Consider the following 14,618-nt stretch of genomic DNA (forward strand, 5'->3'; position numbering starts at 1 on the left):
CACCGGATTTCGGCGCCCTAGGCGCAAGCCTTCTCCCGCCGGTGGACCAGGCCTACTATCTTGCCCGGGTCGTTTTTACAAGTCGATTCGCATCCCACCCTCCGAATGGGATACGGCATTGGGCGAAGAGCCGGTGACATGCATCAGCAAGGCCGGACACCTCCCCTACATCGCCAACCAGCAACCGGCTGACGACCGCCCAGGCCAAGCGGTTCGCCTCTGCCACGAATCCGACAACCCTCACGCCACCCCAATGTCAGCACAACTCCCGGCCAGCCACCAGGTAAAAAGCAACCCAAATAACCAGTCAGGCAACACGACGAGAGGCCCCTCAAGATTTCCTCGAGGAGCCTCTCACCAGCCGGCAACCACAGTCGAATCTCTCCCATGTGCCCGAATATGGCTGCAGCGTTACTCGGGCCCTCTATTTCCCAAACTTGGGAATAAGACCGGAAAACTCGACCCTAGCCAGCCTATCGACCGCCCGCAAAATCTCACCTCTAGTTACAGCTGGAACCACGAGAACATTTGCCATTACGAAGTATCCACTCGAGGGGACTTCGTCCGAAACCTCTTGGGCCAGGCGCACCGGATCATAGACAGTCAGATCAAAAGCGGCCTCCTCCGTCGAAATGACCACATCAACCAGGTAGCCCTTGGCTTCAGTCTCGACCTCGTAACCGTCCATATACTCGGGAAACCTCAAGCTGTATGGAATCATCAAATTGCCCTCGCTCACCTTGTCTTGATATGAGACAGTGCGTCAGTGTACTCCTCCGGTGTTAGGTTAGCACCGGGTGCTGGCACAACCTCGAAGTGCCTGGGGTCGTTTCCTCGCTGAATGATTCGAAGAGAGTCAGGCACGCTACCCATGTCTATGCCATGCGGCACAAATCCCTTCCCGGCAACACTTTCGGGATTATCAAATACGGACAGGCCGTGCGTTTCCTTGACGAATCCTGTAGCCGGGTCCACCTTATAGTCATTCGGACGGGGAACGAAACTGGGCGACTCGCCTGCCCTCGCGCCCCGAAAACAGCTCTCTGGCCCAGGTCCAGCATTGTGCACCAGAATTGGAATTTCCCCAGCCAGCACATAGTACGTGTGAAGGTCGGAAACTGTGAGGTTGTAGGTGAAGACCTGCTGGTGATAGTTGTGTACGCCCGCTACGGTGACCGCGGCTCCGTCGGGCTCTCGGAGTTCTTCGCCTGCCTTGAGTTCGCTGGCTTCGGTCCAGCGTCCGTTGGTTAGGCTCCAGAAGGGGTGGTGCCAGGTGGTGGTCAGCGTCCGGCTCTGGGTCTGCCCTGATACGTCTGAGGTCGAAGCACCCTGGAACGACAAGTCGGTGAAGTCCTCGTCGTTTGGCGTCTCGGTGACGGCCGTTACGGCCTTACCGTCAGTTTCGCCAGTCTGGGGATCTGTCGCGAGAACCCGGTCTCCGACCTTAATTTGTTCGATTGACGTCTGCTGGCCGTCGGCCATGACGACCAAGGTTCCGGCGACGAAACTCTGACACAAACGAGCACGGGCTCCTGACGAGAGGCCGGAGAGCTCACCCGGCCTGCCGCCCCTGGCGGCCAGGCCCATCATCGAACCAGCAACCGCATTCGCTGTTCTCTCAGCCGGAGAAGGACCGAAAGGCGTTTCAAGCGGGGCCTGAATGGCTCCGTGCCCGGTCATTTGGCCTTCCAGGCCACAATCGATGTAGAGACAGTAGTGAGCCCGGAAGTAGTCGGCTTCTTCCTCGGTGGCACCGTATTGCCACATCCGCAGTGCCGCCCAGTCGACGGAGCTCTGACCAGAGTTGTACTTGATGCTTACGCGGACCTGCTCAGCGGTGGACGCGATTCTGACCGGTTCCTGATGCTGGGCCATTCCTGCGGTCTTCAGGAAGGAGCGCATAGTACGTTCTTCCAGGGAAGGACATGAGTTGTCGTTCCTGCAGTCGAATGATCCGTAACCCTTATTTCCTGTGTTCCCGTGATCACCTTCGAGGGGCCCAAGGTCGACCGGCAAATGAGCGCAGCCGGATAGATCACAGGACGGATCTGGCCTAAGGCCTGTCGGGTCAGAGAGGTTTACGGGATCGTTGTTGCTGTAGGCGTAGCCGTTCCACTGTTGCGGGTTGGTGGTGTCGAGGATCGGGTCCGGGCTGATGAAACGCCCGGTGTTGGGGTCGTACTGGCGTGCTCCGAGGTTGGTCAGGCCGGTGGCGTCGTCCTTGCTTCCGCCGACAAAGCCCTTGATACCGGCCCAGGCTGATGCGGCGGGCTGGGTGCCGCGGGGGTTGCCGAAGGGATCGGTGGGACGCCGGGTGACGGTCTGGTTTGCGTCGGTGTTGACTTGGACGCCGTTGGTGCCGTGCGGGTCTGCTGCCTGAATCAGGACGGTGCCGCCGCCGATGGCCGCGGTAACCCTGGTGTAGGTCAGGCCGCCGGGCGCGGCAAAGGAGCGGACGTTGTTCGTCGAGCCGCTGAACGTGTCGAGAGTGAGTTCGTCGGTGGGCAGGTTGAGCGTGGTCTTGCCGGGGTTTCGGCGGAGAAGCTGGTTGCCGTCGGCGTCGTAGAGGTAGGTCGTGGCGTCGGCCTGGCCGGTCTTGGTGAGGGTGTCGAGCTTGTCCTCGCCGTTCCAGGACAGGGTGGTGGTGCCGCTGGTGTCGGTGATGGCCGTGGTTCGGCCCTTGGCGTCGTACTGGTAGCCGACAGCCTTGGTGCCTGCGGGTCCGGTGGTGGTGGAAGTGAGCAGGGCGTGGGGCCCGCCGGTTCCGCCGCCGGTGTTGGACGCGCTGGTGGGGGTGTTGGTGCTCTTCGCGGTTCCGAAGGTCTGGGTGGTGGTGGTGTCGTTGAGGCTGTTGCCGGTGATGTCGTGCTGGATGAGGCCGGTGCGGTTTCCGGTGGCGTCGTAGCTGTAAGTGTTCCAGTACGGCACCGGGCCGCCGATGGTGCGGCCGCCGGGGTTGACGGTGGCCGGGCCGCTGACGTTGTTGCAGCCGCCGATGCCGGGGACGGTGGTAGAGCTACCGGTGCCGTGCTTGGTGCCGGCCGAGTCGGTCCAGTCGGCGGTGGTGGAGGTGCCGCCGGTGTCGGTCCAGGCATTGGTCAGCCGGCCCAGGTAGTCGTAGGTGAAGCACTGGGTGTCGGTTGCCGAGGCGTCCTGGATGTTGGCAACGGACGTGATCCGCCCGGACGGGGTGTAGGTGTAGCTGGTCTGGTCGATGGAGACCGTGCCGACCTGGCGGTCCACGAAGGAGTTGATGACCCGTCCGGTGGCCCAGTCGTATTGCTGTGTGGAGACGACCTGTGTGCCGTAGTCGCCGGCCGTGGTCCGCACGGGCCGGGCGAGGGCGTCGTAGTCGACCTGCTGGACGATGCTCTGGTCGAGGCTCGCGATGGAGAACAGGAGGCCCGTAGTGGTTCGGGCGTAAGTGGCGGACTCAGCTGGGAGTCCTCCGGCCGCGGGAATGCTGCTCTGCGTCAGCGCGCCGAGGACCGGGCTATAGGTGTTGGTGGTGGTGTAGGTACCGGCGAGCGCCCCTTCGACGGACGGGATGATGACGGAGGCCCCGAGCGGCCGGTAGGCGGTGTCGTAGCCCGTGACGGCCTTGGTGTAGGCCGCTCCGCTCGATCCGCCCACGTAGCGGGTAGAGGAGGTGGGCTGGCCCTTGGCGAGGGTGTCGTAGACCCAGGAGGCCAGTTGGTTCGTCGGCGCCACGCTCCCGTTGAACATGCCGGTCTTCCGACCGAGCAGGTCGTAGGTGTAGGCAAGGGTGTTGCCCTTGGCGTCGACGGTGTGATCGATGCGCGAGTTGGCGTCGTAGAAACTCTGCGAGACACCGGTGTCCGGATCGGACGCGGAGATCTGCCGTCCGCGCAGGTCGTAGGTGTTGGCCCAGGTGTTGCCGCTGCTGTCGGTGCGGCCAGTGGGCTGGCCGATCGGTGAATAGGTGTAGCTGGTGACGTCCGCGTCGGCGCTGTTGCCCGTCGCGTTGGGCGTGCGGTACTGCCACAGCGCAGTGGGGTTTCCACGAGCGTCAGTCATGGTCGAGCTCGGCGTGCCACCGCTGGGCGGGGTGGTGTCGGTCCGGTCCGCTCCCGGGTAGGCGCTGGTGGCGGCCCACTGGAGGTTGCCGTAGGAGCGGAACTCCGCTCGCACGACGCGTCCGTTGCCGTCGTAGGTGTTCCAGGTCTGGCCCGGTACCTGGCCGTCGGCTGCAGGCATGAAGATCGACTCGGTGGGGAACGACTTCCCCTCGTAGTACGCGGAGGAAGTCTTGATCGCCCAACCGTGCGTGTCGTAGACGGTATCGGTGATCAGGCGACCGGTCGGTCGGGCGTCGCTCGTTCGCTGGTTTTGACGCGGACGGCCCAGGCCATCGTAAATGTCGATGTTCACCGAATACGTGGCCGCGTCGTCGTTGAGCGTCTCGGTCTTGACCGTGGACGGTGCCGAACTGCCCTTGACCCCGTAAGTGAACCTTCGGCTCGGGAGCTTCGCCGTCGGGCGGTCCGGCATCCAGACAGCGGTGAGCCGACCGAGTGCGTCGTACTGCTGCGTGATGACGCGGCCGTTGGCATCAGTGCTGCTCAGTGTCGACCCGCGCGCCGGATCCTGCGTGACCATCGTGGTCCAGCCCGCGCCCATGGGACCCACGGTCTGTACCTGGGTCGGGAGCGCACCATCGGCCGGGGTAGGCAGGACCTTGGTTACCGCAGGAGTGACCGACGGTCCGCTCAGCTGCGCGCCTGCGGCGTTGTAAGTGGTCCCATCGGTGGTCGCGTTGGTCAGGCCTCGGCCATACACGTCGAAGGTCGCGCTACCGACCTGGGTGTAGACGGCGTTTCCGGCCTGGTCGAAGTGGTCGAGTGCCTGAGAGCTGGATCCGTCCCCCGTCGTGCCGGCCCGGCCGAAAGGCTTGCCGTCGTAGATCGTGTGGCTGCCGGACAGGGTGGTGGCCGAGGTGGCCTTGCCGGAGCAGGCACCCTGGTAGGTGATCTTCTCCGAGACCAGCGTCAGCAGTTGCGGGTTGTCACTGACCGCGTAGCTGGTGGTCGCGCAGGTCTCGGGAGTGGCGGCGGTACCGTCGCCCTTGTCGTCGACCTTGATGGCACGGTTGCCGTTGGCCGGCTCCGTGGTCGTGACCTTCGTTGTCGTACGCCACGTCCCGTCGGCCAGCCTGGACTTGGTGATCGCCGTGGTCTCGGAGTCAGGCCTCCAGGCGTAGATCTTCGGCGCGCCGGCGCTCTGGGCGTGGGTCGCTGAGGTCTGCTGCCCGTTGTAGGTGGCTCCCGAGATGGCCGTCACTGTCCCACCAGCCTGGTCGAAGACCTCTGTGGCTACAACGCGGCCGGCGAGTTGGGCGCTGTCAGGGACGCTGCCGCCGAGGGGGCTGGGAACGTCGGGGACGGTGCGTAGGGTCTTGCCGTCGGCGAGATAGTCGCCGGCCATGCCCCGCAGGTAGGTGACACGCTGCTGGGTCTTGGGGGCTTCGCTCCCGGCACCGATGCCAGTGGTCGTGGTCACGGACTGGTAGCCGCGGAACTGGTTCCAGCTGCGGGTCCTGGGGTCGGTGAACTCGCCGTCGTTGCGGTGCCAGGCTGCGCCACCGCTGTAGGTGTACTCGGTGGTCTTGGCGATCGCGGGGGTGCTGACGAGGTCCTGCTCGACGACGCTCTTGACGAGGGGCTTGTCGAACCAGTCGTTAACCGGGTCCGCTGAGGACTGGTTGGGCAGGTACCACTTGACGGGCATGCAGGCCATCGAGTTGTTGTCCTCGGAGGCCGGCATGCGGTTGTTGACGCGGGAGCACTCGGGATCGGTGTAAAGGACGTTGATCCGCGCGCCCGTCTCGGTCGTGATTCCCTGAATGCGCGGGCGCATGAACCATGGCGAGGCCGGGACGACTCCGTCGATGCGGTTGGCCCTCATCTTGTACTGGAACTGCGCCGGGGGCAGGTTCTTGATCTCTGCCTGGCCGTTGCTCGGCACGCGCTGGACGGAGTCGAGCTGCAGGAGGCGCTTGGTTCCGTCACCGGGGTCGGCGAGTTCCTGGTTGAGGTTCCAGGTGTCGACGGTGCGGTAGGCGGAGTTGACGAGAACCTGGGTGCTGATGGTGGTCAGGCGCTTGGTGGTGAAGAAGGTGGGTGCCGAGTTCACGCAGGAGCTGTCGGTGCAGATCTGGTCAACGGGCGTGTCCGGCCAAGAGTCGGCGTTGGCCGTGGTCCGCTGGCCTTCGGAGCAGTCAGTGGTGGCGTTGGGGGTACAGCGCTCGGCAACGGCGAAGAGGATCTTGGCTGCCGGGTTGGCGCCGCCCTTGGCTGCCTTCTGGTCGTCCAGGCGCTGGCCGTAGCCGATCTCCTTGAGATAGCCGGCCCGCTGGTAGTCGGTGAGCGTGCCGTTGGAGCCGCTCTGGACCTTGCCGCGCTGGTACTTGTTTCCCTCGGTGGCGTACTTGTACGTGATCAGATTGCCGTGGGTGTCGACGACGTAGTCGAGCTGCCAGCGCCAGGCCATCTGACACCAGGAGTTATTCCCACTGCCAGAGTTGTAGCAGGGGTCGCCGTTGTTCGGCGAGTACACCGGCGTGGTGAGAACGGAGTTCGCGGCCGGATCACTGCCGTCACCTCCCGGCAGATGGTTGAGCCCGAAGTAGTACTGGACGCCGTCGGGCGTGGTGATCCGCCAGTACTCCATGCCCTGGAAATCGACGTCACCTGCGGCCTTGGGCGCCCCAGTGAGTTGCTCGACCTTGGCGCCATCGTCACCTTCGAGGTGCCAGGTACGTGTCGCGTCGTCGCGAACGATGGCTCCGGAGCGTCCGGCAAGGGAGAGGCTGGCGTTCTGCCCGCCCCAGCATGCGTCGGCAGAACCGGTGATCCCTGCCGCGTCGCAACTGCGGTAGGACCGTTCGATGTAGCCAGGCTCGTAACCCCAGCCGTCACCGACCCACGACGGCTGTGCATTGACCGCGGACGTCTTGCCGTCCACATCGGCCGAGTTGTAGCCGAGCGCCACAGCCGGAGCCGCACCGCCGAGCGCGGGCGGCACCTGAATCGGGTAACTGTAAGTGAAGTTGCCCGTGCCGGACCCGGCGGTCCAGGCCGACGACGAAGAGAGGGACGTCGCCGTGTAGTTGCCCATAGCACCGTTCGGCGACGGTGCCGCAGCGAGCACAACCGACCCGCCGCTACCTCCCGCACCAGGGTCTGCCACCGGCTGCGCTGGCGCCGCCACTGTGAAGGAGGCCTTCACCGCGCCGTTCTGCCCCTGATGGGGGGTCGATGCGCTGGGCATGGTGACGTCAGCAGTGATCTTGCCGCGCCCGTCGGCGTTCGCCGGGACTGGGGTCTGTGTGCGGCACTCCGGCACGTCCGGCGAGGTCAACGCACAAGACGGCAGGGCGACGAGGACTGCCCGGTCGGACCATCCGGCGGCCTGCAGTGCCTTCAGGTCCAGGGTGACGCTCGCAGAACGCCCGCTGCCACCGGCACCCGCCTCGGCATCGGCCACGGCGATGAGCGGGCCGGTGACGCCGGCAGCCTTGCCCTTGTCCTGTCCGGTCACCTGAACTGTGACCGTGCGCGCGCTCTCCCCCTTGCCAGTAGTGGGAGCAACGGTGACGGCCAGCGTCCCGGCCCTTGAACCGTTCGCGCCGCTGGAAGCAGGCGAGGCACCACCGGTCGCCCTGCGGGCAGCCTCGGCCTCAGCGCTATCAGCCCCTACCGTCACTGTCGCAGTGCCGGTCACCAGCGGCGCTGCGGGCTCCGGCGTCCAAACAGGAGCCTTGACCACCGGCTTGGACGCCGATATCTGGACATCTTGCCCCGCGACCGAGACCGTTCCGTCGCCCAGGGGTGTGTGGGGAGGGGTCCAGACCTTGCCCTTCGGCTCGGGGTAGGTCCACGCCACGGCCGGCGGAACAGTCAGGCCTGTCAATGTCAGGGCGACTGTCGCCGCCACAGCAGGCGACCGCCACCGGCCACCTGCTGGTCTCCCGGCCCGTTTACGGGCAGGCCAAACCATCGTCACATCTCCTCGTTTGTTGTCGACATGGCGGCAAGTGAGCACGCCGTCTCATGGTCGATGTGACGATACGTGCAGGCTCTGACACGCCCTGAGGGCGTTCAAGCACCTCCATGAGATCTTTATAAAGTCTTGATGTCTCGATCCGTCCGTATCCAGACATACCTATGCAAGATGCCAAACGGTTTGACCTATCGGCAGGTCAGGCCACATCGTTCCCATCCGAACGCAGACCCACGACGGCGTCTGCCGACCGGGAGGGACTCACAAAGGCATCATGTCCACCACGCCACGGACAATCGCGCACACACCACCACCATCGATACGCAGGCGCACCACTCGTCTGACCGCACTCGCCGCAGGGTGCGTCCTCAGCCTCGGCCTGATCGCCGCGCCGTCCGCACTCGCCGCCGACTCGGCCACACCGCCCGTGCACGGGCCTTTCGACGGCACGGCGCCGCTTGTTCCGACCAAGCCAGCACCGCCTCGCACGCCGCTCCAGCAGGCGATGCTCGATGCCCTCGCCAAGGCCAAGTCCACGGGCAAGCCGGTCGTTGTGGACGCGATGACCGATGTGGCGTCGAAGACCGTGGCGAACCCCAACGGCACCCTGTCAACGACGGACAACGCGCTGCCGGTCCGGGTGAAGCAGGCCGGCGGCTGGGCCGACATCGACTCCACCCTCCGCCAGAATCCCGATGGCTCGATCAGCCCGGCCGTCGCCGGTACCGCGCTGATGTTCTCCGGAGGCGGCAGCGGTCCGATGGCCACTGTGGCGACGGCCGACGGCAAGACGTTGTCCGTGGGCGCCCCGTTCGCTCTGCCAAAGCCGGCCCTGAACGGGGACACGGCGACGTACGCGAACGTTCTGCCCGGTGTGGACCTCCAGGTGACCGCCCTGCCGGTCGGCGGCTGGCGCGACGTCATCGTCGTGCGCACGGCAGAGGCCGCGGCCAACCCGGCGCTCAAGACCCTGCGTTTCCCGCTCACCGCCCAGGGCCTGACGGTCGCCTCCGACGACAAGGGCAGCATCGACGTCAAGGACGACAAGGGCGGCCTGCGGTTCCGCTCCCCCGCCCCCCTGCAGTGGGACTCCGCCAAGCCCGCGCCCTCAGCTTCGGCCGTCGCCTCCAGGTCGTACGCCCGCACGGCGCTGACCGCAGCACCTGCCGCCGAGTCGGCGCCCGTGCCCGCAGGAACCGTCCCGTCGACGGCCGAGGCTCCGGGCGATGGCGCGAACATCGCCGCAATCAGCACCAGGGTCACGGGTGATGCGATCGAGCTCACCCCTGACCAGAAGGCGCTCGGCTCCGGCACCGGTCCCTGGTACCTGGACCCGACGCTCACCGCCGTCACCAGCTACACCCAGAGCTCCGTCGAGGTCCAGGAGAACTACAAGAGCGCGAAGAACTGGAACACCAAGTCCAACCTCGCTACCGGATTCTGCGGCTACCACAGCTCCGACCCCAGCCTGGACTGCGGCAACACGGGCCGGCAGCGGGCGTACTTCCAGTTCGGCGTCAACCCAGCCATCTACACCCAGGTCGGAGGTGCGGAGGTCCCGCCGACCCTGTACACATCGACCCTCAACGCCCAGGTCACCGGCGCCTCCAGCCCCAGCACCGCGACCAATCTCGGCGTCTACTGGGCCCCCACCGGCATCGGCGGGGACACCAACTGGTACCAGCAGCCCTGCAACGACAACGGTAACCAGGTCATGGGCGGCTGCTCCTACGTCGGCGGACAGCCGATCACCGGCTCCGGCCCGATGGCCGTCGACGTCACCGACATCATGAAGCAGGCGGCCAACGGCAAGTGGGCGACCTGGACCATCGGCATCGCCCCGAGCGACACCGAGTGGACCAAGGAGTACCGCCACACCATCGCCAGCAACCCCAGCGTCACCACCACCTACGACATCACCCCCACCGTGTGGAGCCCACACACCATCCCCGCGCCCGGCTTCGCGAGCAACAACAGCAAGGCCGAGTGCACCACCGGCGGCACCCACCCCTGGGACAACCCCGGCTGGGTCGGCAGCAACCAGAACATCAACCTCACCGCCAGCAGCTACTCACCCAGCGGCCAAAACCTCTACACCGGCTTCCACCTGTGGGACGACAACGACCCCAACTTCAGCCTGGGAAGCAACAACGGCGGCTGGCTCGGCAGCTACAACAACCCCGGCTACACCCTGCCTGTCGGGTCCCTGAGCGACGGCCACCAGTACGGCTGGTACGCCCAGTCCGCCGACGGCCTCCTCACCTCGCCGCAGAGCGCCTGGTGCTACTTCCGCGTCGACAAGACCAACCCCCGCGTCAGCATCAGCTCCACCGACTTCCCACCGTCCGGCACCCCCAACCCCACCCCGGCCAAGTACATGAACGACTGGGGCACGTTCACCATCAACGCCGACGACCCGTCCCCGGGTGCCGGCCTACAGGCCTCCGGCGTCGCCTGTGTTCGCGTGAGCACCGATTCGACCGTGGTGGTCGGCTGGAAGTGCGGTGACAGCGGCACCCTGCCGGCCGGTCAGGCATACAGCTACCAGCCGCACCAGTGGGGCACCAACACCCTCTACGCCCAGGCCATGGACAACGCCGGCAACTACAGCCAGCCCGCCATCTACAACTTCTACGTGCCCTGGAAGCCCGGCACCCAGCCCCTGTTCGGTGACATCGACAACGACCAGAAGGCCGACATCGTCCTCAGCGACAAGAACGGCGACCTGCGCATCATCGGAGGTACCTCCGACCCGGCTTCCTCCACCGCAGCTCCCGCCGCCGCCGCGCCCGGCAACAACAACTACGGCGCCACCTGGGCCGACTACCAGATCAGCCACCGCGGCGCCTTCACCGTCGGTCAGCCCGTCGACCAGCTCGTCGCCCACTACACCAAGGACAACGCGCCCGCGCTGAAATCCGTCCTGTACATCCTGACCAACGACGGCGGCGGGCACTTCGACACGCTCACGCCCATCACGCCAGCGCGGCCTGCCTGCATGATCTACGGCACCACCAACACTGCCTGCGACGGCTACAACTCGCAGGACTGGAGCGATGTCTCGCAGGTGATCGCCTTCGGCACTCCCAAGGGCGAGGCCGTGGGTCCCAAGGTCGGCGATCCGACGAAGACGGTCTTCACCAAGCAGACCTCCGTCATGACCCTGGAGAACAACAAGCTCTACATCTTCAACCCGTCCGGCAACGCCTTCGGCAGCGCAACACTCATCCCCACCGCTTCCGGCAGCTGGAGCGACCTTGAATTGATCAACCCCGGTGCCGCGAACGGCATCACGACCAATCCGAAGGCTCCCGCGGCGACTGCGGCCACGAACCAGCCCACGCTGTGGGCGCGCAACCGCACCACCGGCGACGTCTACGCCTACCCGCTCGGCTGGAATGCCGACGGATCCGTTGACTACTCCGCGCTGACCGCGCCCGGCAAGGGAATCAAACTCACCACCACCCCAGTGCCCGCGGCCACTTACCCTCGTATCGGCGCCGCGACCCTTTACAACGGCGACAACGTCTCGCTCTGGGCCGTCGACACCAAGAACGCCATCACGATCTACCCCGGCCTGAACCCCAGCGGCGTCGCCGGCAAGGTCGACAAGCTCGACGGGCCACAGAACGCGGGCTACACCGACGCAAGTTTCTCCGTCCACCCCAACAGCGTCGGCTCGCAGTGCATGGACGCTTCCGGCGGTCCCCGCGACGGCGCCGAACTCGCCATCTACAACTGCTGGAACACCGTCAACCAGCGATTCAACTTCGCCACCGACGGCACCATCCGCGCTGGCAGCTACTGCCTCTCCACCAAGGACAACGCCCTCGCCAACGGCACCCGCGTCATCCTCACCACCTGTAACGGCACCGACGGCCAGAAGTGGACCATGCGCCCCGACGGCCGCATCTACCTTCCCGCCACCGTCGACGCGGCCAACCCTGGCGGCCGATGCCTCGAACTCCCCGGCTGGGCCACCGACCAGGGAACCCGCCTCGGTATCTGGAACTGCCCCGGCCTGCAGGCCAACCAGCAGTGGACCATCGCACCAGAACGAACCCCGTAGCGCAGCCACCACCCGCATAAGGTGAGCTGGCGGAAATACCTGCAGGGCGAGGCTCCAGTAACTCCCGGAGCCTCGCCCTGAGTTCTTCGTCTCGACCCTGCACAGCCCGAACGAACAGCGCTCCATAACCAGGCCTGAGAACCTGGGCTCTGCCAAGTAGTACTCCAGCACGACTTCGACGTTTTGCCTGTTCAGAGGGCTGCGCGATGGAGAGTAGTGGGCTGGTGCTCCATCAGAGGCGGTCTTGATGAGACCGTCCCTCGATCGTGTGCAGCCGGCGTTGATAGTGGCAGCGGCGGGCGACGGCCTGGCGTTCCCGTCGCCCGATGGACCAGTTCAAGGCAATGAGCGCGGGGCGAGCACCGTGGCGGACGCGGGCCGTGCGGACGGCCAGTTGCCAGGAGTCGCCAGATCTCTGTCACGGTGAGGTCAACCATGGGGCAGGAACCGTTTCTGCAGCCCCCTTTGACGCCGCTGCCGCCATCGCGGCCAGGAAGGCGAGTGGTACCCAGCGTTGATGAGGGCGTCCCGGATCCGAGACGTGCTGGTCGTAGCGGGTGTCGGTGGGGTTCATCTGGACTGCCCGGGCAGCATGAAGAAGCTGTTGAGGGAGTACGGAGAATGGCCCTGCTCCACGGCGCTCTGCCAGCGATCCCGAACCATCTCTCGCCAAGGTCACGATACGTACGAGACCAGATGGATTGTCAGGCCGCCCGGGTAGCCTGTCGGCTGTGCACGAGATGACGGACCCGGTCGCCGCCCGGCAAGTGGCGAAGGCCGTGGAACGAGAGCGCCTGACACGGGCAAATGAACGCCGGGAGGGGCAGAGTCCCTCGGGTGTGAGCGGTTTCGTCCTGCGCAAGTGGCGTTGGCTCGGTGTCGGGGGCAGCGAGGCCGTCGAAGCCGTGCTGGCAATGCTTTCGGAGATGGTGGCGCTCGCCGGTATACCCGAAACGGAGAGGGCAGTACTCACGCGGGCGCTCGGAGGGGATCCGGACCGCGAGGTCTTGTTGCCCGCGGTCCAGACCGGGCTAAGCCACCTGTCGGCGGCGTCGGTCCTCGGCCACATGCGCAACCTCTGGGGCACCGGAGTGCGCTGGATCAACGAGGCGGGCCTGGAACGGTACCGATTGCTGTGTTCGACAGCGCCCAGCCTGGACCTCGTCGGCAAGCGTGCCCTCTCAGTGACAGGCGGTCCCGCATACTCCCTCTTTGCGACCGCGGCCACCCGTGGCGCGATCCCCATCCCCAACCGCTTCCTGGACGGGCTTCTCGCCTGGGCTCCGCTGACCGTCATCGACGATCTGATAGACCGTGGTGGTCTCCTGGCCGAGGACGTGCCCTGGCAAGCACGCGATGACCATGAGAGTCTCTATCTGCGTGCGCGTCTCGTACCGGAGAAGACTACCGATGAGGAGGCGCGACGGCTCGGCTGGCAGGCCTATCTACGCCGACAGGCCTTCATGAGCGGCGAGACGCTCATCCGGCAGGAACCGGACGATCTGTGGGACCTCCTGTACGACGTCGTACTGGACGGAGACACAACCGCTCTCGATGCGCTTGACGTGGCTCTGCCCCGAGCCCAGCAGATCGAATTGCGCGATCTCAAGTCGGGCGCTGTGTCCGGTCAATGGCCGCTAAGCATGGTTGAGGACCGCGGGCTCTGGCGCCTGATGGCAACTCTGTGGAAGCCACAGGAGCTCATCGACGCCGGACGCAGTCCCTTCTACGCACTCGTCGCCGCGAACCGGGCTTACAACCTGGTCAGGGCCGGCGAGACGGAGGCGGCGGCACTTCAGGCGCATTCCCTCACCCGCGGCGGTAGCGGCCGGAAGGTCCCCGCAGAGCTGGTCCAGGAGGGGCATGCCATCGCCGCGTACGCGGCCATGCAACAGAGCGAGACGCACGAATCGGCTGTAGCACGGAAGAAACTGCTCGACTCCGCCGAAGAACACGCCGAGAAGGCTGCGGCGCAGCGCGGTGCCGCAGCCGAACGGAACCTCCGGCTCCTGCGCGCGTGGAGGGGGACGAAGCGGAACGACCGCAGCCCGTTCAGCAATCCGTTCCTTGAAATCGGTCTGGATCACGGTGCCGACGGTTGGGAGGAACGTTGCCGGGAGATATTCCGTCACCACGAGGGAGATGCCAAGGCCCAGTCAGCTCTGAACTTGGCCGAGGACCGTATTCGTGGCGCGCTGCGCGAAGAGGCGGGCTGGGATGTCTTCTACCGGTTGCCACTTGACCCGCCGCGGTACGTCATGCCCTCTCAGGTGCCGCGACATCTTGTGCCTCCGGTGGAAGCCCTGTCCCGCCGGACCCCGATGACAAGTGCCGACGAGTTGGAGGCCATCCGTGCCCGCGCCGCCGTCGAACTCCTCGACGATTTCCGGACTACTGCCCCCCATCTCGACCGCCACAGTTCCCCGCGATGACCGCTGCGACGTCCGCTTCCTGGTTCACCGCCCCTACCCGAACGAAGCAGAGCCGAGCCTGATGTCTGCAAAGAATGAGAAGTCTCCCAGGAGCG

Annotated in this window: 4 protein-coding genes; 2 read left to right on the forward strand and 2 right to left on the reverse strand. The window is 65.7% G+C overall.

Going from position 1 to position 14,618, the window contains the following annotated elements:
* Positions 1–424: 424 nt before the first annotated feature.
* Both ACFXDE_RS33880 and ACFXDE_RS33885 read right to left on the reverse strand, forming a co-directional pair.
* Positions 425–739: a hypothetical protein gene (locus ACFXDE_RS33880; protein ID WP_380498336.1), complete on the reverse strand. Its 315-nt coding sequence runs from the start codon at positions 737–739 to the stop codon at positions 425–427.
* Positions 736–7,905, reverse strand: coding sequence for a polymorphic toxin-type HINT domain-containing protein (locus ACFXDE_RS33885; RefSeq protein WP_380498337.1), 7,170 nt, complete (start codon positions 7,903–7,905; stop codon positions 736–738). The genes ACFXDE_RS33880 and ACFXDE_RS33885 overlap by 4 nt, the downstream gene beginning before the upstream one ends.
* A 391-nt stretch (positions 7,906–8,296) precedes the next feature.
* On the opposite strand from ACFXDE_RS33885, the gene ACFXDE_RS33890 reads away from it, so the two are divergent.
* Together ACFXDE_RS33890 and ACFXDE_RS33895 are read left to right on the forward strand one after the other, a co-directional pair.
* Entirely contained in the window at positions 8,297–12,091 is a 3,795-nt protein-coding gene (locus ACFXDE_RS33890; protein WP_380498338.1) for a ricin-type beta-trefoil lectin domain protein, read from the forward strand.
* 740 nt (positions 12,092–12,831) lie between these two features.
* Positions 12,832–14,523, forward strand: a complete 1,692-nt coding sequence (locus ACFXDE_RS33895) for a hypothetical protein (protein ID WP_380498350.1) — start codon at positions 12,832–12,834, stop codon at positions 14,521–14,523.
* Positions 14,524–14,618: the final 95 nt, after the last annotated feature.

Origin of the sequence: Kitasatospora sp. NPDC059408 (assembly GCF_042751525.1) — a bacterium.
In the GTDB taxonomy this organism is placed as follows: domain Bacteria; phylum Actinomycetota; class Actinomycetes; order Streptomycetales; family Streptomycetaceae; genus Kitasatospora.